Source organism: Pseudomonas baetica, from assembly GCF_051216495.1.
Lineage (GTDB): Bacteria > Pseudomonadota > Gammaproteobacteria > Pseudomonadales > Pseudomonadaceae > Aquipseudomonas > Aquipseudomonas baetica_B.
Genome location: NZ_JBPKAM010000025.1, coordinates 20,628 through 44,522, shown reverse-complemented (window position 1 = coordinate 44,522; position 23,895 = coordinate 20,628). Strand labels below are relative to the sequence as shown.

Annotated in this window: 17 protein-coding genes and 1 tRNA gene; 3 read left to right on the top strand and 15 right to left on the bottom strand. The window is 60.4% G+C overall.

Going from position 1 to position 23,895, the window contains the following annotated elements:
* Positions 1-27 precede the first annotated feature (27 nt).
* The 8 genes from ACSFE6_RS11805 to fdnG all read right to left on the bottom strand — a co-directional run bounded on the left by ACSFE6_RS11805 (position 28) and on the right by fdnG (position 10,478).
* Entirely contained in the window at positions 28-1,104 is a 1,077-nt protein-coding gene (locus ACSFE6_RS11805; RefSeq protein ID WP_435427765.1) for an AI-2E family transporter, read from the bottom strand.
* 155 nt (positions 1,105-1,259) lie between these two features.
* Positions 1,260-1,355: transfer RNA gene (locus ACSFE6_RS11800), tRNA-Sec, on the bottom strand.
* Between the two features lie 7 nt (positions 1,356-1,362).
* A complete protein-coding gene (gene selB, locus ACSFE6_RS11795) occupies positions 1,363-3,270 on the bottom strand; it encodes a selenocysteine-specific translation elongation factor (protein WP_435427764.1) in 1,908 nt (635 codons plus the stop codon).
* Positions 3,267-4,697 carry an L-seryl-tRNA(Sec) selenium transferase gene (selA, locus tag ACSFE6_RS11790; protein WP_435427763.1) on the bottom strand — a complete coding sequence of 477 codons (1,431 nt, stop codon included), beginning with the start codon at positions 4,695-4,697 and terminating at the stop codon, positions 3,267-3,269. Before selA ends, selB begins: the two co-directional genes overlap by 4 nt.
* Positions 4,698-4,896: 199 nt before the next feature.
* A complete protein-coding gene (gene fdhE, locus ACSFE6_RS11785; RefSeq protein ID WP_435427762.1) occupies positions 4,897-5,823 on the bottom strand; it encodes a formate dehydrogenase accessory protein FdhE in 927 nt (308 codons plus the stop codon).
* 3 nt (positions 5,824-5,826) lie between these two features.
* Positions 5,827-6,480 (bottom strand): formate dehydrogenase subunit gamma, encoded by a 654-nt coding sequence (locus ACSFE6_RS11780; protein ID WP_435427761.1) that lies wholly within the window; start codon positions 6,478-6,480, stop codon positions 5,827-5,829.
* Positions 6,477-7,412 carry a formate dehydrogenase subunit beta gene (gene fdxH / locus ACSFE6_RS11775; RefSeq protein ID WP_435427760.1) on the bottom strand — a complete coding sequence of 312 codons (936 nt, stop codon included), beginning with the start codon at positions 7,410-7,412 and terminating at the stop codon, positions 6,477-6,479. The genes ACSFE6_RS11780 and fdxH overlap by 4 nt, the downstream gene beginning before the upstream one ends.
* A complete protein-coding gene (fdnG, locus tag ACSFE6_RS11770; protein WP_435427759.1) occupies positions 7,413-10,478 on the bottom strand; it encodes a formate dehydrogenase-N subunit alpha in 3,066 nt (1,021 codons plus the stop codon).
* 311 nt (positions 10,479-10,789) lie between these two features.
* On the opposite strand from fdnG, the gene ACSFE6_RS11765 reads away from it, so the two are divergent.
* Together ACSFE6_RS11765 and ACSFE6_RS11760 are read left to right on the top strand one after the other, a co-directional pair.
* Positions 10,790-11,944 carry a MalY/PatB family protein gene (locus ACSFE6_RS11765; RefSeq protein ID WP_435427758.1) on the top strand — a complete coding sequence of 385 codons (1,155 nt, stop codon included), beginning with the start codon at positions 10,790-10,792 and terminating at the stop codon, positions 11,942-11,944.
* A gap of 201 nt (positions 11,945-12,145) precedes the next feature.
* Complete coding sequence (locus tag ACSFE6_RS11760) at positions 12,146-13,498, top strand: cation:proton antiporter (protein WP_435427757.1); 1,353 nt, start codon at positions 12,146-12,148, stop codon at positions 13,496-13,498.
* Here the strand turns inward: ACSFE6_RS11760 and ACSFE6_RS11755 are convergent.
* The 4 genes from ACSFE6_RS11755 to ACSFE6_RS11740 all read right to left on the bottom strand — a co-directional run bounded on the left by ACSFE6_RS11755 (position 13,476) and on the right by ACSFE6_RS11740 (position 20,449).
* Complete coding sequence (locus tag ACSFE6_RS11755; protein WP_435427756.1) at positions 13,476-15,398, bottom strand: PAS domain S-box protein; 1,923 nt, start codon at positions 15,396-15,398, stop codon at positions 13,476-13,478. The two genes, ACSFE6_RS11760 and ACSFE6_RS11755, sit on opposite strands and share 23 nt — an antisense overlap.
* Positions 15,399-15,473: 75 nt before the next feature.
* Positions 15,474-16,382 (bottom strand): zeta toxin family protein, encoded by a 909-nt coding sequence (locus ACSFE6_RS11750; protein ID WP_435427755.1) that lies wholly within the window; start codon positions 16,380-16,382, stop codon positions 15,474-15,476.
* A gap of 123 nt (positions 16,383-16,505) precedes the next feature.
* Complete coding sequence (locus tag ACSFE6_RS11745; RefSeq protein ID WP_435427754.1) at positions 16,506-18,785, bottom strand: ATP-dependent DNA helicase; 2,280 nt, start codon at positions 18,783-18,785, stop codon at positions 16,506-16,508.
* The gene (locus ACSFE6_RS11740; RefSeq protein WP_435427753.1) at positions 18,782-20,449 is read right to left on the bottom strand and encodes a VRR-NUC domain-containing protein; all 1,668 of its coding nucleotides are present in this window, start codon (positions 20,447-20,449) and stop codon (positions 18,782-18,784) included. The genes ACSFE6_RS11745 and ACSFE6_RS11740 overlap by 4 nt, the downstream gene beginning before the upstream one ends.
* Before the next feature lie 196 nt (positions 20,450-20,645).
* Here ACSFE6_RS11740 and ACSFE6_RS11735 point away from each other — a divergent pair, with 196 nt between their 5' ends.
* Complete coding sequence (locus ACSFE6_RS11735; protein WP_435427785.1) at positions 20,646-20,870, top strand: YgdI/YgdR family lipoprotein; 225 nt, start codon at positions 20,646-20,648, stop codon at positions 20,868-20,870.
* Positions 20,871-20,977: 107 nt separating this feature from the next.
* On the opposite strand, the gene ACSFE6_RS11730 is transcribed toward ACSFE6_RS11735, so the two are convergent.
* Genes ACSFE6_RS11730 through ACSFE6_RS11720 form a run of 3 tightly spaced genes read right to left on the bottom strand, consistent with a single transcriptional unit; the run spans position 20,978 to position 23,893 of the window.
* Positions 20,978-22,063 carry a polyamine ABC transporter substrate-binding protein gene (locus tag ACSFE6_RS11730; protein WP_435427752.1) on the bottom strand — a complete coding sequence of 362 codons (1,086 nt, stop codon included), beginning with the start codon at positions 22,061-22,063 and terminating at the stop codon, positions 20,978-20,980.
* 54 nt (positions 22,064-22,117) lie between these two features.
* On the bottom strand, positions 22,118-22,459 hold the full coding sequence (locus tag ACSFE6_RS11725) for a cupin domain-containing protein (RefSeq protein WP_435427751.1): 342 nt from the start codon (positions 22,457-22,459) through the stop codon (positions 22,118-22,120).
* 27 nt (positions 22,460-22,486) lie between these two features.
* The gene (locus ACSFE6_RS11720; RefSeq protein ID WP_435427750.1) at positions 22,487-23,893 is read right to left on the bottom strand and encodes an NAD(P)/FAD-dependent oxidoreductase; all 1,407 of its coding nucleotides are present in this window, start codon (positions 23,891-23,893) and stop codon (positions 22,487-22,489) included.
* Positions 23,894-23,895: the final 2 nt, after the last annotated feature.

Genomic DNA, 23,895 nt, shown 5'->3' with positions numbered 1-23,895 from the left:
ACTGCGGGTACCGGGGTGTGGCGCGCCTTACGCCGCCGGCCGGTCCTCCACCCATTGCCAGAACAACTGATAGCCGACTGCAAGCACCACCGGGCCGATGAACAGACCAATGATGCCGCTGGTGACCATCCCGCCCAGGGCGCCGATCAGCACCACCGGCATCGGAACGTCGACACCGCGACCCAGCAGCAACGGCTTGAGTACGTTGTCCACCAGCCCGGAGATGAAGACGTACACGGCAAACACGATCGTCGCCGTGCTGGCGCCCTCGGTAGCGAACACGTAGGCAATCACCGGTAGCGTGATCAGGGTCACCGGCAATTGCATGATGCCCAGCAACAGCACCGCCAATGCCAGCAACCCGGCGCCTGGGACGCCCTTGAAGACAAAGCCCAGGCCCACCAGCAACATCTGGATGAACGCGATGCCGACCACCCCCAGTGCCACCGCGCGAATCGTTGCGGTGCACAGTGCGGCGATTTTCGGACCTCTGTCCGGGCCGCTGATGCGTGATGAGATCTGCACCGCCGAGCGGCTGCCGGCTTCACCGTAGGCCATGAAGATCCCGGCGATGATCAGCGCGAAGATAAAGGTCAGAAAGCCCATGCCGACGCCAGCCAGCTTGCCCAGCAACGTCAGGCTGACGCCTTTGATTTGCGGGATGTATTTCGCCGTCAAGCCAGGAAGGTCGGTGGCCGCCTGCAACCAGAGGGCCGACAGTTGCTTGCCGATTACCGGCCATTCGGCGACGGACTCGTTCGGCGGCGGAATGTGGAAGCCCTCGTTCTGGACGACGGTCATGGCGCTTTCGACCGAGTCGGCAATCGAAGTGCCCAACAGGTAGATCGGCACCATGAGGATCACGATGGACACCAGGATGATCAGCGTCGCGATGCGCCCCTCCTTTTGCCCCAGCGGCCCCATGAGCTTTTGCTGCAACGGGTAGAGGGTGATGGCGAGAATCAGCGACCACAACATCAGGTCACGGAAGGGACTGAAGATCTGGAAGCAGAACAACACCAGAACGGTAATTAACCCGGCGCGGATAAGCACATCAAGTAATCCGCGGGACAGGGCCTTCTCTGAGAAGGGGCTGGGTACCATTGACGTCTCCTGGTAGCTTGCTGAAAAGATGGGGAGTTGATTTGCCCAGCATAGACGCTCGTGGCTATTCAAAGGCAACAGCAAAGGAAAAAGCTGGCAGAAAATGACCAGGCCGACCTTCCCCGCCTTCGCGAGCAGGCTCGCCCTGGAAAAACTGGCGGAAGGTAGCCGGAGTCGAACCTGCCCGGGAACGGATGCCGTCCCCAACCGGGTTTGAAGCCCGGCCGCGCCACCGGGCGCGATTACCTTCCTGAACGCTTAATGATCCATGCGCTGGGCCAGCGCACTGTCCAAACGGATGTGGCGCTTGTCGCCAATGCGCCGTGTAAGGCCGAGCCGGTCGAAATACTCCAGGATCTGGATGCTGCGCTTGCGTCCCAAGCCTACTGCATCGCGAAACGCCGTCACCTGGATCACCGGGTTGGCGTCGGCCAGTTGCAAGAGCATAGCCGCCAGGCGACGAATCATCGCCTCGGTGTAAAACAGATCCCGCACCACCTGATGCAGCAGCCCCAGCCGCGCCATTTTGCGCAACAGCAGACGCACCCGGGTTTCATCATGACCCAGCTCGCGAACCCAGGGTGGGTCGAAACCGGCCGCCTCGAACAGGGGCTGCAACTGTTGCCACAGCGCGTCGTCCTCGTCACTCAGACGCACCTGATGATCAGGCAAATGCAGCCAGGGCCCGCTGGCATCGATGGCGCCGCTGGCCAGCAATTCATCGAGCAGGCTGATAAAGGTCGGACGGTCTAGGGCCGTGCCGGTGAACCGTCGCAGACGATCACGGTCCGGCCCCATTTGATCGGGTTCCAACTCATGAAACCGTGCCAGGTGTTGCAGCAGTTCGGCTTTCAAGAACTGCCAGCGACCGGCGTCGAACAGCACCGGGCCTTGCCGCGTCTCGATCAAGCGCACCTCGGCAGGTAACGCCCAGCGTGCGCGCGGATGATTGAACTGACGCTCCAGGCATTGTGGATCGAGCCCGGTGTCGCTGTTAGCCAGCAGCGCAGGCAAAAGCGCTTCGAATCGAATGTTGTTGGTCAGTGCCTGTAATTGCGTGATTCGCTCAGGACTGCGCCGGTGCCGGGTTGGCGCATACGGGTCGAGTACCCTCCCACCACCAAGGGTGCGTTGCGCGCTCGGGTCTCGCAGGATCAACGGATCGCCTTTGACCACCTGCACCGGTGCATTCAACAGGATTTGCGCCAGCATCCGTTCACCCGGCGCCAGGCTGGAGCCCTCCAGCAACGCCACCCGCCCCGTGACGTCCTGGGTGCCGACATGCACATGCACCGGTTGAAAATGCTCGAAGGCACGGGACTCACTCGCCAACAATTGCAGGTCGATGTCCACGCGTTGGGTCGGCGCATACAGCCACTCGGCCGAGAGCCACTGGCCACGGTGAAGCTGCTCCAACGCCAGGCGTTCACCGCTGAGGTTCAACGCCACGCGCTGCCCGGCGATGGCAGTTTCGGCGACCTGGTTCTGCGCGTGGAGTCCTCTCACCCGCACCGGTTTGCCATGTGGACCGAGCATCAGTGTATCCCCCACCGCCACCTGCCCCGACAGTGCGGTGCCGGTGACCACGATACCCGCGCCGGCGACGCTGAATGCCCGGTCGATCCACAGGCGAAAACCACCGTCGAGGCTGCGCTGCCGCACTTCTCGCTGAGCATCCAGCAAGGCCTGGCGCAGGGTTTCGATGCCCTCGCCGGTCACACTCGACAATGCGATCATGGGTGCATCGGCATAAGGCCCGGGCGCCAACAGGGTGCGGATCTGCTCGCGCACGGCCTGCGCCTGGGACGGTTCGACCCGGTCGCATTTACTGATGGCCACCAGAGCCCGGGGAATGCCCAGCAGTTCGACGATGGCCAGGTGTTCTCGGGTCTGCGGCATCACACCGTCATCGGCGGCGACCACCAGCAACACCAGGTCGATGCCCTGCGCCCCAGCGAGCATGTTATGGGTAAAGCGCTCATGTCCCGGTACGTCGATAAAACCGGTCTGGGTCGCCCCTGGTGTCAGTGTGGCGTAGAGATAGCCCAGGTCGATGGTCATGCCACGCTCGCGCTCTTCCCGGCGCCGGTCACCCGCCTGCCCGGTCAGAACCTCAAGCAATGCGGTCTTGCCGTGGTCGATGTGCCCCGCAGTGCCGACAATCACCCTGCCCGATCCCCTTGCTGCAATTGGTCGAGTTGCGCCAGCCACGCCGGCTCATCATCCAGTTGCCGCAAGTCGAGCCATAAGGCGTCTTCGTCAATGCGCCCGAGCACCGGTATCGGCAGTCTTCGCAACGTCTCTTCCAGCCCGTGCAGGCAGCGCCCGCGCAGACGTTTTGAGGTGTGCGGGCGAAGACAAAGAGCCGCACTCGGCAAGCGTGCCACCGGTTGGCTGCCGCTGCCGATCATGCCCAGCGCCGGCACCGCACTGACGCTCCAGGCAGCACCCAGCACCTTGGCCAATGACGGTTGCAGCCGCACCGCTTGGGCGAGGATGTCCGCCTGAGGCCGGGTCAGCAGGCGCAGGCTCGGCAGGCGTTCGGCCAAACGATCCGGGTTGCGGTACAAGCCCAGCACGGCTTCAAGCGCGGCCAGGGTCAGTTTGTCGACCCGCAGTGCGCGTTTGAGCGGATTCTTCTTGATCCGGGTGATCAGCTCCTTGCGTCCGACAATCAATCCGGCCTGCGGGCCGCCGAGCAACTTGTCGCCGCTGAAGGTGACGATGTCCGCGCCATCGAACAATGCCTGACGCACCGTGGGCTCAGCGGGCAGCCCCCAGCGAGTGAGGTCCAGCAGGCTGCCGCTGCCCAGGTCTTCAAGCAGCGGCAAGCCATGTCGATGGGCCAGTTGCGCCAACTCTGTTGTGGGCACACTGGCGGTGAAACCCTGAATGGCGTAGTTGCTGGCATGCACGCGCATCACCAGGCCACTGCGCGGGCCGATGGCGGCTTCGTAGTCACGGGCGTGGGTGCGGTTGGTGGTGCCGACTTCATGCAGCTTCACGCCGGCACGGGCCATGATGTCGGGGATGCGAAACGCGCCGCCGATTTCGATCAGTTCACCCCGGGAAATGATGCCTTCCTTGCGTGCGCCCAGGCTGTTGAGGGTGAGCAGGACCGCAGCGGCATTGTTGTTGACCACGGTCACCGCTTCGGCGCCGGTCAGCTCGCGGATCAACCCTTCGATCAGATCGTCGCGGTCGCCGCGCTTGCCGCTGTGAAGATCGAATTCCAGATTGAGCGGATAGCGCGCGGCCATTTGCACGGCCTCGATGGCTTCTTCCGGCAACAAGGCGCGGCCCAGATTGGTGTGCAACACGGTGCCGGTGAGGTTGAACACTCGGCGCACGTGGCTACGGTGCTGATTGGCCAGGCGTTCGGCTACACGGCCCGCGAGCACCTCGGGGGTGGTTTCGATGGCCCCGATCTGTCCTTGTTGAGCGCTTTCACGTACATCATCGAGCAGTTGCCGCAGGGCGGCCAACAAGGCTTCACGCCCATAGCGCTCGGCCAGTGGCTGGCACGCTGAATGGCGAAGCAGGCTGTCAATCGAAGGCAAACGCGGGGATTGGCTGGCAAGGCTTGCGGGCATTGGGCGCTCCAGAGTTGGCGGTGTCTGACCCGGCATGTCCCTGTAGGAGCGAGCATGCTCGCGATGGTCGTTAACGATAACGCGCTCTGTCTGAATGATCGCGTTGTCTGGGCTTCCATCGCGAGCATGCTCGCTCCTACAGGGGGGGCGATTGCGTCGGCGAAACTGTGGCCGTCGCGCCAGAGTGTAGACCCTGTCTTCACTCGTCTCCCGGTGCCAGCAACAGATTCGGTGCCAGCCGCTGATAACCGTCCTGGGCCAGACGCATGTCCAGCATCAGGCTGGCCAGGTCCGCCGACAGCGCTTCCGCGTGGGCGTCGTTCTCCAGATAAAGCAACTTCAGATAGGCATTGCAGCCCGGGCAGACCTCCGCCCGCAGCGGTGCCTGATTGGCGGCGTGGCGATCATCTTCAAGGCTGAGGTACTCCAGCCCTTTGCTCTGATCGCAGTACACGCATTTGACCCGCACCACGTGCCACTCGCAGGCACACAAGGAACAGACCAGATAACGCAAACCGTTGTGCTTGCCACGGTTTCGAATCACCCCGGCCATGGCCGGCGAACCGCAGGCCGGGCACTGGCTCAGACCGGGCCCTTGCGCCAGTTGCAGGTTCGGCGTGCTGAGCAGCCAATGGCTCCAGGCGGTTTGCAGCGCTGCGCCAAGGAACGGCACCAACGCCGCGGGCACTAGCGAATACTGGCCACTGACCAATGCCACCGCCCAGGCGCGACGTTGCCCGGGGCTGGCGGCGCGCAGCGTGTCCAGCGCCTCGGTGACGGCAGGCTGTTCGGGGGCGGCGTAGCGTTGCAAAAAGGCGTCAAGGTACGTCTGCCAATCATCCTCGCGGCTGAGGCTGTCGGCGGCGAACGGCGGCAGCCCGTGCTGCTGGCACAACTCGATGCGTTGGCGGTCCAGGGGGTCGCTTTGCGGTGGATCGTCCAGCACTTGCTGCTGCGCCCGGCATACTCCGGCCAGCAGGCGCAGGTAATCGGCCAACGGATGCCCTTCGGCCAATTGGTCGAGGCGCTCGGCGCGCAGGCTGAACAGGTTGTGCGGAGGCTGGTGCAGAAACGGCGGCGAGCCGGCCGCCGCTTCGATTTGTCCGGGTTCGAGAATGGTTGGCAAGTGTCAGCCCTTTTTCGTGATCGGTCGCTCGGCCGCTTTGTCGTTGGTGACTTCGCGATACCAGAGTTCATGGTGCTTCTTCGCCCACGCGCGGCTGACCCAGCCGTGCATCATGGCGCTGACCGAGCCCTTGATCCAGATGCCGGCATAGATGTGCACGATGATGCTCAGGATCAGCACGAAGCCGGCCAGCGCATGTAGCAGCATCGCCCAGCGAATGCTGGTGATGCCGAAGTACGCACTGAAATACGCGCGCCAGATCACCAGGCCACTGAACAGCAGCACCAGCATGCACAGCAGTAAAGTCCAGAACAGCAGCTTCTGCCCGGGGTTGTATTTGCCTATCGGTGGTACGCCCTCCTCTTCGTTGCGCATCACCCGGTCGATACGCCGCAGCCACAGGCGATCATTGGCGATGAAATAATTGGCGCGCCAGAAACGGAACACCAGGCCGAGGAAAAACAGGAACATCAGGACGCCCATGAACGGGTGCAGGATGCGTGTCCACGGCCCGCCGCCAAACAGGTTACTCAGCCAGAACAACGCCGGGTGAAACAACGCCAGTCCGGACAACCCGGCCATCAAGAACAGGATCGCCACCAACCAGTGATTGGTGCGCTGGTTGGCGGTGTAGCGCAGGATCTGCTTGCGGATCATGGCCGGTTCTCCCTTTTCGGGTCATAGGTGTGCACTGCCGGATCGACTTCGTGCACCGCCGGATCCGGGCCGTGCGGTAGCTCATCCTCTTCGACCACTTGCGGACCGACCCGCACGTAGTGGAAGAACCCGGCAACCACTGCCGCGCCCATGGCCAGCAGCGCCAGCGGTTTGCTCACGCCTTTCCACAGGCTCACCAGCGGGCTGATCGCCGGGTCGGCAGGCAGTCCGGCGTAGAGCTTTGGCGTGTCGGCGTGGTGCAGCACATACATCACATGGGTGCCGCCGACACCGGCCGGGTCGTACAGGCCGGCGTTATCGAAGCCGCGGCTCTTGAGGTCGACGATACGCTCGGCGGCATGCTCCTTCATGTCTTCCTTGGAGCCGAACACGATGGCGCCGGTCGGACAGGTTTTCACGCAGGCCGGCTCCAGCCCCACCGCCACCCGGTCCGAACACAGCGTGCATTTGTAGGCCTTGTGATCCTTTTGCGAAATGCGCGGAATGTTGAACGGGCAACCGGTGATGCAGTAGCCGCAGCCGATGCAGTGGTCCTGATTGAAATCGACGATGCCGTTGGCATGCTTGATAATCGCCCCGGGGCTGGGGCATGCCGCCAGGCAACCGGGCTCGGCACAGTGCATGCAGCCATCCTTGCGGATCAACCACTCCAGGTTGCCGGCGTCGGTTTCGTGCTCGGTGAAACGCATCAGGGTCCAGGTTTCAGCCGTGAGGTCTTGCGGATTGTCGTAGGTGCCGTGGTTGTGCCCGACGTCGTCGCGCAACTCGTTCCATTCCGAACAGGCGACCTGGCAGGCCTTGCAGCCGATGCATTTGGTGGTGTCGATCAGCTTGGCGACTTCCTCCAGATTGCGCACCGAAGACGGCACGGTGGTGGTGGCCGAGCGGGCAATGATGTCTTGGCTGGCCATTTAGACTTTCTCCACGTTGACCAGGAATGACTTGGATTCCGGGGTCTGGGTATTGCCATCGCCGAGGAACGGCACCAGGGTGTTGGTCAGGTAACCGTGACGCGTCAGCCCGGTAAAGCCCCAGTGCAACGGGATACCGATCTGGTGCACCACCTGATTGTTGACCTGCAACGGCCGTATCCGCTTGGTCACCACCGCCACCGCTTCAATGTGCCCGCGCTTGCTGCTGACCCGCACCCGGTCACCGGCGACGATGCCTTTCTCCTTGGCCAGCACTTCGCCGATTTCGACGAATTGCTCGGGTTGTGCGATTGCATTGAGCTTGCAGTGCTTGCTCCAGAAGTGGAAATGCTCGGTCAACCGATAGCTGGTGGCGGCATAGGGATAATCCTTGGCCACGCCAAGGGAATCCCACACCGAATCAAAGATCCGGGCCGCCGGGTTGCTGGTGGCTTTCTTGTTTTGCGGGTGCAACGGGTTGATGCCGATCGGCGTTTCGAATGGCTCGTAATGCTCGGGGAATGGTCCCTCGTTCATCTTGTCGACGGCAAAGAACCGTGCCACGCCTTCGGGGTTCATGATGAACGGATTCATTCCCGCTTCCGGCGCCACGTCGGCCTTGTAGTCCGGCACATCGGTGCCGCCCCAGGCCTTGCCGTTCCACCACACCAGGCGCTTTTTCGGATCCCACGGCTTGCCTTGCGGGTCGGCCGAGGCGCGGTTGTAGAGAATCCGCCGGTTCGCCGGCCAGGCCCAGGCCCAGCCTTGGTGCTGATGCATGCCGAACGGGTCGTTGTTGTCGCGCCGCGCCATCTGGTTACCGGTTTCGGTCCAGCTGCCGCAGAAAATCCAGCAACCGGACGCGGTGCTGCCATCGTCCTTCAGCTGACTGAACGCGGCCAGTTGCGCATTGGCCTTGATCGCCGCACCCGTGGCATCGGTGAAATCGGCGGTGGCGCTGCCGTTGATTTCCTTGGCCAGCTCCTCCGGTGAAGGCTCCTCGGGAATCTTGTACGGCCACGACAACTTGAGGATCGACTCGGCCCAGGCGCCGCCGTTGGCCTGATAGCGCTGACGCAGACGCAGGAACAACTCGCTCATGATGCGAATGTCGGTGCGCGCTTCGCCGGGGCCCTCGGCGCCCTTCCAGTGCCATTGCAACCAGCGGCTGCTGTTGACCAGCGAGCCGTCCTCTTCGGCAAAACAGGTGGTGGGCAGGCGAATCACTTCGGTCTGGATATCAGCGCTTTTCACATCGTTGTACGGTCCGACGTTACGCCAGAACTCCGAGGTCTCGGTGGACAGCGGGTCCATCACCACCAGCCACTTCAATTTGGCCAGCGCCGCTGTCACCCGGTTCTTGTCGGGCAGCGCGGCGATGGGGTTGAAGCCCTGGCACATGTAGCCGTTGACCTTGCCCTGGCCCATCAGGTCGAAGACCTTGAGGATGTCGTAGTTGGGGATGTCCAGCTTCGGCAGGTACTCGTAGGCCCAGTTGTTTTCGGCCGTGGCATTGGCGCCGTACCAGGCTTTCATCAGGCTGACGTGGAACTTGCTGTAGTTCTGCCAGTAGGACAGCTGTCCGGGACGCAGCGGTTTTTGCGTGCGTTTGACGATATAGGCGTTGTAGTCCTGTTCGGCATCACCGGGCAACGTGAGGTAGCCCGGCAATGAGTTGGACAACAGCCCCAGGTCGGTCAACCCCTGGATATTGGAGTGCCCGCGCAAGGCATTGACCCCACCGCCCGGCATGCCGACGTTGCCCAGCAACAATTGCACCATCGCCGCGCTGCGGATGATCTGCGAGCCGATCGAATGCTGGGTCCAGCCCAGGGCATAGAGAATCGTCATGGTCTTGCCCGGTTGCGAGCACGTGGCGATTTCGTCCCAGATTTTCTGCATGGCATCAACCGGCATGCCGCAAATCTGGCTTGCCAGTTCGATGGAGTAGCGGCTGTAGTGCTGCTTCATCAATTGATAGACGCAGCGAGGGTCCTGCAGGGTCGGGTCGACTTTGGCAAAACCATCCTCACCGAGTTCGTAGCCCCAGCCGGACTTGTCGGTGTAGGCACGTTTGGCCACGTCATAACCGCTAAAGATGCCGTCCTCGAAGCCATAGCCCGCTTTGACGATGAACGAGACGTCGGTGTAATTGCGCACGTATTCGTGCTGGATCTTGTCGTGGGTCAGCAGGTAATTGATCAGCCCCCCCATGAAGGCGATGTCGGTACCGGTACGAATCGGCGCGTAATAGTCGGCCACCGAGGCGGTCCGGGTGAAACGCGGATCGACCACGATCAAACGTGCCTTGTTGTGCGCCTTGGCTTCGGTCACCCATTTGAAGCCGCAAGGGTGCGCTTCTGCTGCGTTGCCGCCCATCACCAGAACCAGATTCGCATTGGCGATATCGGTCCAGGTATTGGTCATGGCACCACGGCCGTACGTCGGGGCAAGACTTGCCACCGTCGGGCCGTGTCAGACACGCGCCTGGTTATCGAACCCCAGCATGCCGAGACTGCGAATGACCTTATGGGTGATGTAACCCGCTTCGTTGGACGCCGCCGAGGCCGCGAGGAACCCCGTCGTCAGCCAACGGTTCACCGTCTGGCCCTGGGCGTTCTTCTCGATGAAGTTGGCGTCGCGGTCGGCCTTCATCAGGTCGGCGATGCGATCGAGTGCTTCATCCCATCCTATACGCGTCCACTCATCGCTGCCGGGCTTGCGTACCTGCGGGTATTGCAGGCGACCGGGGCTGTGAATGAAGTCCAAGAGGCCTGCGCCTTTGGGGCACAGGGTGCCGCGGTTGACCGGGTGGTCGGCGTCACCTTCGATGTGGATGATGCTTTGCGCGACATTCTTCGCCGTATCGCCCTGGCTGTACATGATCAACCCGCAGCCGACCGAGCAATACGGGCAGGTGTTGCGGGTTTCATGGGTGTGGGCGAGCTTGAAATGACGCACCTGTTCGGCAAAGGCAGGCGTCGGGGCCATGCCCAACGCGCCCAGGCTAGAGCCTGCAAGGCCGATACCGGCGACCTTGAAGAACTGACGACGGCTGAGGTCCATCGTGCACTCCTGATCAGGTGGTAATCCGGTGCTTTGCCGGATTTTTCTGGACAATCACGGGCGCGGCAGACGGGCTGCCGACATTTCAAACTTTAGTCAACACACTGACACTCTGTGTGAAAACCGACCGTCGGCCGTTTGTCGAAGCCTGTGGGAGCGGGCTTGCCCGCGATAGCGGTGGGTCAGCCAACATTAATTTTGACTGTGCTGCCGTCATCGCTGGCAAGCCAGCTCCCACAGTGATTGTGTTGTTTGAACTGATTGGCGCTTATCATGGCGGGCATGATTAACCCCGCCTTACGAGACCGCGCATGACTTTCGATTTTGATCAGGTGTACGACCGCCACAACACCGGCAGCACCAAATGGAGCCGCTACCCGGCCGACGTGTTGCCGATGTGGGTCGCCGACATGGATTTTGCCGCACCGCCGATGATCATCCAGGCCCTGCAAAAGCGTCTGGAGCACCCGATGGTCGGCTACAGCGTGGCCCCGGATAACCTGCGCGAAGCCATCGTGGCCGACCTGTGGAGCAAGTACGCCTGGCGCGTCGAGCCGCAGGAGCTGATCTTCCTGCCGGGGGTCGAGTCAGGCTTCAACATGGCGTTGAAGGCGCTAGTCCAGCCGCAGCAGAACGTCGTGGTACAGGTGCCCAACTATCCGCCGCTACGCCATGCGCCGGGCCATTGGGGCCTGAACAAGGTCGAGCTGGGTTTCGACGCGCAAGCGGACGGCACCTATACCACGCCGCTGGAGACCCTGAGCCAGTCGCTGCAGGGTGGCGGCGCGCTGCTGCTGAGCAATCCGCATAACCCGTTGGGCAAGGCTTTCCCACGGGCCGAACTGCAAGCCATCGCCGACATCTGTCTTGAGCACGACGCCTGGATCATCTCCGACGAGATCCATGCCGAACTGTGCTACGACGGCCGTAAACACATCCCGATGGCGACGCTGAGCCCACAGATCGCCCAGCGCACCATCACCCTGATGTCGGCCAGCAAGGCCTACAACATCGCCGGACTGAAAACCTCGTTCATGATCATTCAGGACCGGCACCTGCGCGAGCGTGTCAACCATGCCCGTTGCGGCATGGTCGACAGCGTCAACCCGCTGGGCCTTGAGGCCACCCGCGTCGCCTACAGCGAAGCCGGGCCCTGGTTGGCAGAACTGAGCGCCTATCTGCAAAGCAACCGCGATTACCTGGTCGACGCGGTGCGCACCCGCCTGCCGGGCATCACCATGAATGTGCCACAAAGCACCTATCTGGCATGGCTCGACTGCACGGCTCTGGGGCTGGACAACCCGCAGCAATTCTTTCTCGATCAGGCCAAAGTCGGGCTGAGCCCTGGCCTGGACTTCGGCGATGACTGCAAACAGTTCGTACGCCTGAACTTCGGCTGCCCACGGTCGCTGCTTGAAGAAGGAATTGCGCGGATGGAACGCAGCTTGCGTCACCTGAAGGCCTGATCCGCCATATCCCCTTGTGGGAGCGAGCCTGCTCGCGAAAGCGGTGGGTCAGCCAACACGGATGTTGAATGTGCTGGCCTCTTCGCGAGCAGGCTCGCTCCCACAGGAACAAAATGGAACCCACGGACGATTCCTACGCTCCACACCTTATGGGCCCGTACTCGGGTAACTGGAGATCGTCATGCCCGCCTCTATTGAGCCATGAGCTTCGTCGCCTGGGTCGCGGTACTGGGCGCCGTACTGCTCGCGCTGGCACTTACCTCCTCTTACCTGCGCTGGCTGCCCGTGACCACCTCGGCCGTGTGCTTGGCGTTGGGCATCGCCATTGGTCCGGCGGGCTTGGGCTGGCTCAATTTGAATCTGAACGAAGCGGCCTTCTGGATGGAACACCTTACGGAAGTCGCGGTGCTCTTTTCCCTGTTCGTTTGCGGGCTGAAATTGCGACTGCCGCTCAAGCATCGCAAATGGCGGGTGGCGTTCGGACTGGCGGGACCGGTGATGCTCCTGAGCATCATCGGGGTCTGTCTGCTGCTGCATTACGGTTTCGGGCTGGCATGGGGCCCTTCATTGCTGATCGGTGCGATTCTGGCGCCGACCGACCCGGTGCTGGCGTCACTGGTACAGGTCAACGATGCCAAGGATGATGACCCGGTACGCTTCGGGCTTTCCGGTGAGGCCGGTCTCAACGATGGCATCGCCTTCCCGTTTGTCATCCTCGGGTTACTGCTTCTGCAAGAAGGCGAAAGTGCCTCCAGTGCCTGGCTTGATGACTGGGCGCTCAATCGCCTGTTATGGGCGGTGCCTGTCGGCCTATTGATGGGTTACGGCATGGGCCGGGGTATCGGGCGCCTGACCCTGTCGATGCGCATCCGCAATGCCGACAGCACCCTCTCCCCCAACGATTACCTGACGCTTGCCCTGATTGCGCTGGCGTATGTCGCAGCCGAATCGGTTCACGGTTATGGCTTTCTCTCGGTGTTCGCCGCGGGGTTGGGCTTGCGTCGAGCCGAAGTCAAATCGACGGCACACGCCCAACCACCGGCCGAGCATCTGGTTCAGGCGGTGGTCGGTCACCAGAATGTCGAACCGGACAACGCCGTGCACGGTGATATAGAAAACCTTGAGGACAGCCAGGTCGCCGCCGGAATCATGATCGGCGACATGCTGTTCTTTGGCGGTCTGGTCGAGCGGGCCATGGAGGTTTTTCTGGTGACCCTGCTCGGCGTGGTGCTGATCGGGCACTGGGACTGGCGGGCCCTGGCGATTGCATTGGTGCTGTTCTGTGTGATTCGTCCCCTGAGTGTTGTCCTGCTGCCATGGGGCCGTTTGCTCAACGGCCGGCAACGATGGTTGATCGGCTGGTTCGGGATTCGTGGCATCGGTAGCTTTTACTATTTGTTCTACGCCATGAATCACGAGCTTCCCACAGGAGTGGCCAGCCTGTGCGCCGACCTCACGCTGTCGGTGGTAGCACTGAGCATTCTGCTGCACGGCATCAGCACCCAGCCGATGCTGGCGCGATATGAGCAACTCACTTCATTGTCGAAGCGATGACTTCAACCAGATTGATTTGCGTGAAGGGCTTGGATAATCGCGGCAGCGCCGCCGCAAAACCCTCCAGGCGGTCGGCGTATCCCGTCGCCAGGATGATTGGCAAGGCCGGCTGGAGCATGCGAATGGACTGGGCCAGTTGGGCGCCATTCATGTGTGGCATGGCCATGTCGGTGATGACCAGGTCGAAATGCTGTTCCCTTTCAAACAACTGCAATGCCTGGGCCCCGGACTCTGCAACTATCACCCGGTGTCCGAGGTCCTCCAGCAACAGGCAGGTGCTGGTGAGTACCAGGCTGTCGTCATCGACCACCAGCACGCTCAACCGCGGAACCTGCGGTGTTTCCGGCTCGGTGGCCAGCGGACCGGTAACCGCTCCCGCCTTGGCGACGGGCAGCCAAAGCTCGGCAGTCGTGCCCTTGCCTTTCTCGCTCTTGAGGACGAAGCGCCCCCCCATTTGTTCGATGAAGCCATGGACCATCGACAACCCCAGCCCCGTCCCCTTACCGACACCCTTGGTGGTGAAGAATGGGTCCATCGCCGAAGCCAGCGTGGCGTCATCCATGCCCTCCCCTGTGTCGGTGACCGTCAGGCAGACATAACGCCCTGGTGCCAGGGAAGAATGGGGCTGATCCAGGATGACCTCCGTCCGGGTGCCGAGCACGAGTTTTCCGCCGTCAGGCATTGCATCACGGGCATTGGTCGCCAGATTGAGTACCGCCAGTTCAAGTTGATTGACATCCGCCAGTACCGGTTCGGGCTCTGGCATGAAGCAGGTTTCGATTTTCACCGAAGGCCCCAGGGAGCTGCGCAGAAGACCGCTGATACCTTGCACCAGCGCCGGTATGTCAACGGATTCGGCCTTGAGTTCCTGGCGCCGGGCAAACGCCAGCATACGCTGGGTCAGGGATACACCACGCAGGGCGCCTTGGGTGGCGTTATCCAGCAAACGGGTCAGTTTCGGATCGTCTCCCAGGCGTTTGCGGACGATTTCCAGATTACCAAGGATGACAGTCAGCAAATTGTTGAAATCGTGGGCAATCCCGCCGCTGAGTTGACCGATGGCCTGCATTTTTTGCGCCTGGAACAGCGCCTCACGGGTTTGCTCAAGGGCCTGCTGTGCTTGCGCCGCCTCGGTAATGTCACGGGTAATCTTGGCGAATCCGAGCAATGTGCCAGTGTCGCCCCAGATCGGGTCCACCACCACATGGGCGAGAAACCGCGTGCCGTCCTTGCGCAGGCGCCAGCCCTTGTTTTCGAATCGCCCTTCGCGCACGGCACTGTCCAGAGTGCGTTGCGGCTCGCCGGCCTCACGGTCTTCCGGTGTGTAAAACATGGAGAAGTGCTGGCCGATGACTTCCTCGGGCCTGTAACCCTTGATGCGTTGGGCGCCCGGGTTCCAGTTGCTCACGCGCCCATCGGCGGTCAGCATGTAGATGGCGTAATCCGTGACACTCTGCACCAGCAAACGAAATTGCTGCTCGCTTTGCTTGAGGGTTTCCTCGGCCATTTTTCGATCGGTCAGGTCGCGGGTGATCTTGGCAAACCCCAGCAACGTCCCCGAAGGATCGCGTATCGGATCGATCACCACATGGCACCAGAAATGCGTGCCGTCCTTGCGCACACGCCAACCCTCGCCTTCGAAACGCCCTTCGCGAATCGCCGTGTCCAGTGCCCGTTGCGGCAACCCGGCACGACGATCCTCTTCAGTGTAAAAACGCGAGAAATGATGACCGAGGATTTCGGCTTCCTCGTAACCCTTGAAACGCCTGGCACCCGCATTCCAGCTGGAAATGATGCCGTCGGGATCGATCATGTAGATCGCATAATCGACCACCGCATCGATCAGCAGGCGAAAGCGCGTCTCTTCGCTAACGTCCACCTTGATTCGATCCTCGCTCATTGAGTTCTCGCGTCAGGAATGTTTTTCCTGAGTATGCGTCAAATTAACCATTTGGACACATCCTCCGCACAAGGGCTACCGGCTCACGTACTTGACGATATAGGCGTACAACTCGTTGTAGACGAAATCAGGGACGTTGGGCGCATGAACGGCCGCCTGGAGCAGCGCCAGATTGCACTCTTTAAGCAATTCATTGCGATCGCTCACTGCGAACACCTGATTCTCGATAATGCTGGAATAGACGTCGTACGAAAAATTGACCTTGGTTGTCGTTGTGGTGACCGTACCGTCGGCGGCTTTCGTATACGTGCTTTGGGCAACATGCGTACGCTCCTTCAATGCACCGAATCCGCGCTCGTACAGGTTGATCTGGGAGCCACTGATCGCCTTTGCCGCGGTCTGGAGTGCCACGATGATCGCTTTGGCGTGGCTCATGCTGGCATCCAGCTTCGACAGCGAGAGAAACCTTTCCATCTCCTTTGCCTGCAGGCTTTTGAGCGCTCTTTTGACGCTCGACAAGTGAGCGAACTCTTGAGTACAGCCGACGATGTGAACCTCTAACTGATAACCCATGGCTGTTGCCGTGGGTGGAAAGGACACAAGTTCGATGGAATCGAACGCTGTCTCCATGATGATGTTGTATTTACCGGTGAAGGCTTTCGCAAAGATCTTCGAGCAGACTTCGCGAACAAATGACTCCGTATGCTCATAGGCGTGCAATACGCCCAGTTTTATCATCTCGTCGTATTGGGGGTGTTTCTTTCGATATTCAGGCAGGTAAAGGCGTATGTAATTAGCATAACGCTTCGATGGCAGCAGTTGTTTTTCCAGCAGATAGGTCTTGCCTGAGGCTTCCAGCCCGGCGACAACCAGCATCTTTGGGGTTGCCTCCACGGTGATGCCGCTGAACAGCGTCGCGCTTATTTCATTGAACGCCGCCGTGACCTGATCAGGGGTGTACGTATAGTTTGGTGTTTGCGACATGTTTTGATTTCCTTATCAAACAGTTGGGTGATATTCAGCCCTTTTAATAAAGAGTGCATTCGCAAACTGTTCAATGGGTCATCTACTTCAAGTCATGTCTATGTTTCATAAAATGACGAATACCTACATCGCAGCGTGAAAAAGCGCTGGCGCAATCGACCACCAACGCGGCAGCAAATCCTTGACCTTGCTCTCGGCAAAACGATCATCAATCAGCATCACCACCCCTTCGTCCTGCTGCGTGCGAATCACCCGTCCGGCGGCCTGTACCACTTTCTGCACGCCAGGATAGAGATAGGTGTAGTCGTAGCCGGCCCCGAAAATGGCGGCCATGCGCCGTTTCATCTGTTCGTTGACCGGGTTGAATTGCGCCAGCCCCAGGGTGGCGATGAACGCACCGATCAACCGCGCACCGGGCAGGTCGATACCCTCACCGAATGCCCCGCCCAGCACCGCAAAACCGATGCCTTCGCCACCTTCAGTGAACTGATCGAGAAACTGCTGACGCTGCGCTTCGGCCATGCCACGGGACTGTGACCACAGGTTGATGCCGGGATGGCGCTCGGCCAACGACTGCATCACTTGCTGCAAATAATCGAAGCTGCTGAAAAACGCGAGGTAGTTGCCTGGGCGTTGGCTGTACTGCCCGGCGATCAACTCGACAATCGGCGCCACGGACGCCTGACGGTGGGCGAACCGCGTGGAGATCTGGTTGACGATGTGCACCTGCAACTGCCTGGGATCAAATGGCGATTCAACGTCAATGCACACGGTGTTCGCCGGCGTTCCCAGCAGATCGGCGTAGTAATGGCGCGGACTGAGTGTCGCGGAGAACAGCACGGTGCTGCGTGCAGCGCTCAGGCGTGGGCCAATGAAGCCAGCGGGCACCACATTGCGCAGGCACAGTTGCGAGCGTTGCCGTTTGCGCTGGAGGTCACGCTTGCTGATATCGAACAGAAAATGCTCATCGAAGAGTTCGGCCACCCGGCAGAATTGCAACATGTCGAAGTAAAAGCGCTGGAGTTCACTGTCCAGCCCCTGAGGGTGATCGTTGAGGTAGTCACCGATGCTGGCATTGCAGGATGACAATGCCTGGAGCAGTTTTTCCGGCGCCTTGTCGTAAGCCTGATAGGCCCCCCGTTGCGGGTCATGCAGGGCGTTCCATTCGCGATTGACCCGTTGCAAAGGCCTTTTCAACGCATCCGGGGCCGTTTTTCGTACCGCATTGAGGGTCGCTTGATCGAGGCTGGCGCTGTACATCTGGCGCCCGCGTTCCACCAGGTTGTGAGCCTCGTCCACCAGCACCGCGACGTTCCATTGGTTGGCCTGGGCCAGCCCGAACAACAAGGCGCTAAAGTCGAAGTAGTAGTTGTAATCGGCAACCACTACGTCGGTCCAACGGGCCATTTCCTGGCTCAGGTAATAAGGACATACCTCATGGTCCAGGGCGATCCGGCGCAATGCGCCTTGATCCAGCAGGTTCAATTCGCTGGCGGCCTGGCGCGCAGCTGGCAAGCGATCATAGAAGCCCCGGGCCAAAGGGCAGGATTCGCCATGACAGGCCTTGTCCGGATGCTCGCAGGCCTTGTCCCGGGCAACCATTTCCATAACACGCAAGGGCGGAGCATCGGCCCGGTCGAGGATCACCCGGGCCGCGTCCAGGGCCAGTTTTCGCCCCGGGGTTTTCGCCATGAGGAAGTACACCTTGTCCAGTTGCTGCGGTGCCAGGGCCTTGAGCATTGGGAACAGTGTGCCGACGGTCTTGCCAATTCCGGTTGGCGCCTGAGCCATCAGGCAACGACCGGTGCTGACGGCCTTGAACACCGATTCCGCCAAATGACGCTGTCCGGGTCGAAAGCCGGCATGGGGGAACGCCAATTGCCGAGCCGCCTGATCACGAGCCTCCCGATGAGCCACTTCCTGTCCGGCCCAGTGCAGGAACCGTGCGCAATGCTGTTCGAAAAATTGCTCCAACTGCGTGGCGCTGAAGGTTTCGACCAGGCAGGTTTCCTTTTCGCTGATGATGTCGAAGTACACCAGCGCAAGATTGATCTGCTCAAGCACAAGTTTTCGGCACATCAACCAGCCATAGATTTTCGCCTGGGCCCAATGCAGTTGGCGGTGATTGTCCGGTTGCTTGCTCAGGTCGCCGCGGTAGGTTTTGACTTCTTCCAGGCAGTTTTGCGCGGGGTCATAGCCATCCGCTCTGCCTTTGACTTTCAAGTTTTGGTACAGGCCTTCCAGCGCAACTTCACGCTGGTAACCCTCGCTACGCCGGGACGCCACGGTGCGATGCCCGACGATGCCCTCCAGTGCAGTCGGCGACGGTGTAAAGCGCAGGTCGAGGTCGCCGGCCTTGGCGGTGAACTCACACAGCGCACGCACCGCGATGCTGTAGCTCAAGCGTCTTGCTCCGCCCACTGCACGTAGCACACGGCAATCGGCATGTGGTGCTCGTGACAGAACTCCAGCCAGCGCAGCTGGTTATCCTGAAGACGATCACCGGGCCCTTTGACTTCGATCATGCGGTAGGTCTTTTGCTGCGGCCAAAACTGGATCAGATCCGGCATCCCCGCGCGGTTGGCCTTAATGTCGAGTAACAGTCGGTTGAACCAGTGCTTGAGGTGCTCGGCTGGCAGGCAGTCCAGCGCTTGCTCCAGCAATTCGTCGCTCAATACGTTCCAGAAGACGAAGGGAGACTGTATGCCCCATTTTTCGGCATAGCGTTCGCGGATGGTTTGCCGATAACGCCCGTCGTCAAGCTCCTCGAGGCAGTTCTGGAACATGTCAGCACGACGCTCTTGGAAATCTTCACTCAGCAGGTCCACCGGGCCACGCTGGAACGGATGGAAAAAAGCCCCCGGCAATGGCGCAAAAATCGCCGGCCAGCACAGCAGGCCGAACAGTGAATTGATCAGGGTGTTTTCGACGTAATGCACCGGCGCGGTTGCCTCCGCCAGATGCGCCTGAACGTAGAACTCCACAGGCATCAGCGGATCGGTCCTGGGTAGTTGCAAGTCCAGACGCTGCATTTCCCGCGCCGCCGCTCGTTTTGTTGGCGGCCCGCCGAGCTTGCGCCGCAGCCGGGGCAGCATGCGCAGCACTTGCTGTTGCTCGGCTGCGCTTTGAGGCGACTGTTCGGCCTCGATGGCGAGCTCCAGGGCCAGCTCGTATTCCTCACAACGTTCCAGCACCCGGATCAACCGCGCACGCGCACCGGGGTAAGCACATTGGCGGTACAAGGTCAGTGCAGTGGAGAAATCCGTCACGCGTTCGCAATGCTGGGCGATCTGGAACAACAGCTTGTCACGACGCCGTTGCAGCCAGGAATTGTCCAGCGTCAGCCCGTTGATCCGCTCGACAACCCCGGCCAGCGCCTCGCCAGCCTCGAAATCTTGCTGGCAATGGTGCAGGAACAGGCAGGCGTCGACGTCCTCGCGGCTGCGCAACCCTCGGGAATCAATGCTGAATTCGACTTTCTCGTAGGTAAAGATTCCAAGGTCAGCCAGCACAAACTCGGACCAGTCCTGGTAAAGATTGCCGAAAAACATCAAGCGCAAGCGATCGCACAGGCCCATGATGGTCAGACTGAACAAGCGCTCATCGAGCGATGGACACCAGTCCACGAAACTTCGGGTTTCGGGGAACTGCTCGCTGAGTACCGGTAGCCAATCAGCCTTTTTTCCCTTGGGCTGCTTGATGGCGCTGCCGAGGCATTGAACGATTTCTGCCTTGAGCAGTATGTCGAATAACTCCTCGACCGATAACGGCTGTTGTTCATCGACCCAACCCAGTGCCAGGAGCGGTTCGGCTGCGCGGGCGATGTCGCCGATTTCGGTGTAATGCAGTTTACTGCACCTGAAATGAAGCCCCTTGCGCATGACCATTCTGACCAGCAAAGCCCTGGATTCACGGGGCAGTTCGTTAAAGTCGCCAATGAATCGTTGCTCATCGACGCTCAGCACATCGCCATAGCGAAGCTCAAGCCAATCAAGCACTTGCATGAAGTTGTTCAGGTAATAGAACGGATCGTCGAGGGGGTTTTCAGTCACGGGAAAATGGGCCATGGCGAGCAAATACTGGTTATGCGTACAGATACCAGTAACGCCCTGTCCGCTGCAATCGGAAAAGGATAAGCGGAGGGCTGCTCCTGATTATATTTTTCGATACGTCGAACTTTCTGCCCCTGCGTGACACCAACCGCGATAGAGGGTTCGTCGAATGCGACGACTGCAGCGATTTTTTGAAGTGGTAGAGGTGGCGATGAACATCAAGACTCTGGGTTTCCCCCTGGCAGCAGCGGCTTTCATGATGCTCACCGGCTGTTCAACGCCAACGGTGGTGACCCTGCAGAACGGCACCCAGTATCTGACCAAGGACATGCCGAAAACCAAGACCAAGGACGGCTTCTTCGAATTCGAGGATATTTCCGGGGCGAAGGTCAAAGTCAGGGCCGATGAAGTGAGCACGATTCGGCGGGAAGACTGAACTACCGCGTCATCGTTCTTCGCGAGCAGGCTCGCTCCCACAGGTAATTCACCGACTTTGTGGGAGCGAGCCTGCTCGCGAAGTGGCCCTGCAAAACTCCGCCGATTTCAACTACCGGTTCGAATCTTGTTCCACACCCGCGTCCGAATACGGTCAATGTTCAGCGGCATCGCTTCCAGCGCGAACAACTTGCCCATCATTTCCGGGCTCGGGTAAACCTTGGTGTCGTTCTTGATCGCCGGGTCGATGAGGCTATCGGCTTGTTCGTTTCCATTCGCGTAATGAACGTAATTGCTGACGCTGGCCATCACGTCCGGGCGCAGCAAATAGTTCATGAACGCATAACCGGCCTTCTCGTCCGGGGCATCGGCGGGCATGGCGACCATATCGAACCAGATCGCAGCACCTTCCTTGGGAATCGAGTAACCGATGTCGACACCGTTTTTGGCTTCCCTGGCGCGGTTTTCCGCTTGCAGGATGTCACCGGAGAAGCCCACGGCTACACAGATATCGCCGTTGGCCAGGTCGCTGGTGTACTTGGATGAATGGAAATAGCTGACATACGGCCGGACTTTCAGCAGCAAGGCTTCAGCCTTTTTGTAGTCCTCCGGATTCTTACTATGATGCGCCAGTCCCAGGTAATTCAGGGCGGCGGGTAGCAGTTCCGGGCCATTGTCGAGGATGGCCACGCCGCATTTCTGCAGCTTCTGCATGTTTTCCGGTTTGAAGATCAGGTCCCAGGAATCCACGGGCGCGTTGTCGCCCAGTACCGCCTTGACTTTGGCAATGTTGTAGCCGATGCCGGTACTGCCCCACAGGTACGGGAAGCCATGCTCGTTCCCCGGATCGTTGGTCTGCAAGGCCTTGAGCAATACCGGATTGAGGTTTTTCCAGTTCGGCAGTTGGCTCTTGTCGAGGGTCTTCAGCGCCTTGCCTTCGATCTGGCGCGCCATGAAGTGATTGGATGGAAACACCACGTCATAACCGGATTTGCCGGTCATCAACTTGCCGTCGAGGGTTTCATTGCTGTCGTAGACGTCGTAGGTGAAGGCGATGCCCGTCTCTTTCTGGAAGTTCTTCGTGGTGTCCGGCGCGATGTAGTCCGACCAGTTGTAGATTTTGACGGTTTGCGCCGCCTGACTGATCGAAGCGACGAGCATCAGCGGAGCCAGGGTCAGTGTCTTTCGAAGCATGAGTCGATTCCTGTGTAGGTTTTGTTGTTGGCAGGCAATCAAAGGATCAGCGGATCAAAGAATCAGTACGTAGGTCTTGCGCACGGTTTCCTGGATGTCCCAGATACCGAGGGTGTTGGCGGGTAACATCAGTGCGTCACCGGCTTCTATTTGCAGGGTTTCACCCTCATCCGGGGTGAAGGTGCAGCGACCCGCGATGAAGTGACAGAATTCCTGGGCGACGATCTGCCGCCGCCAACGCCCGGGCGTGCATTCCCAGACGCCGGTTTCGACACCGTCGTCGCGTTCCACACTGGTGGTCGAAGCCACTGCCACGGGCGCACCCAAGGGCACGGCGACCGGGTTCGATTCTTCGAGTTTCAGGCTTGCGGTGTTCTTGAACTGGGTAATGCTCATGGGAGTACCTGTAGGGGATGAGAGCTTTTACTGCATGAAACCTTCCATAAACCCCGCAACCCCGCTGGCGAATTTGCGTCGCCAGGGAGCGGTGGCCGGGTTGGCCAGGGTCTGGTCTTCGTGGACAAAACTGCGAATGATCGCGTTGTAACCGAGCCAGCGGCACGGCTCGGGCTCCCAGGCCTTGAGTGCTTCGAGCCCACCCTGGGGGATGACCCACGGTTGCCGAACCAGCTCGGTTTCGCGCCCAAGGATCAAATCCGCCAGGGTTCGCCCGCCCAGATTGCTAGCACCGACACCCTCCCCGCCGTACCCGCCGGACAAGGCAATACCACTGGCCCGGTCGCACAGCATGTGCGGCTTGAAACGCCGGGACATGCCCAGGTTGCCACCCCAGCCGTGGGTGACCTGTACGTGTTTGAGCTGCGGGAACAGTTCGCCGAACAGATAACGGCGCAGCTCGATTTCGCTCCGGGTCAGGTCGAAGTCATCGCGCAACCGACCGGCAAATTGATAACCGCCCCGGGCGCCGAAGATCAGCCGGTCATCGGCCGTGCGCTGGCCGTAGGTGACCTGGCGGCTGCTCTCACCGAAGGCCTGGCCCTGACTGAGGCCGATTTCGTCCCACAGGGCGGCAGACAGTGGCTCGGTGGCGACGATCAGGCTTTGTACCGGTAACTGATAGCGCCCCAGCGGCGGCAGCGTAACGGCATAGCCCTCCACCGCAGGCACCACCCAGCGGCTGCGAACCGAGGCTTTTGCCGTGCGCAGGCTGCCAGACTGCCACTGAGTGACCGGGCTGTTTTCGTAAATGCTGACACCCATGCGCTCGACCGTGCGCGCCAGGCCTCGCGCCAGTTTGGCCGGGTGCAGGGTTGCCACGTGAGAGGCATAAATACCGCCAAAGGGCTTGGTGATCCGAACCTGCTGTGCAAGCTGTTCCGGGCTGAGCCAGCGGTAATCGTTTTCGTTGAGGCCCTGGCGGTAGAGCTTGTCCAGATATTGGCGAAGGCTGGCGTGCTGTTCCGGGTAACGCGCGGCACAGTACAGCGCTCCGCCTTTACGGTAATCGCAGTCAATGCCTTCACGTTCGAGGACGATTTTCACTTCATCCGGAATGCTGTGCAGCAGATCATAAGACGCGCGGCGCTGCTCGGGAGACAGGTTTGCCAGCAACCGGTCTTCACCCAACAAATTGCCCATCAACCAGCCGCCGTTACGCCCCGAAGCACCAAAACCGGCGGTTTGCGCCTCAATGATGGCGATGTTCAGCTCCGGCGCCTGACGCTTGAGGTAGTACGCGGTCCACAGCCCGGTATAACCGGCGCCGATGATCGCCACGTCGATATCCAGGTCTTGTTCCAGGGCAGCACGCGCCTGTAATGGCTCGTCGAGCTGGTCCATCCATAAACTGATTGTGCGCCACGCCGGCATGC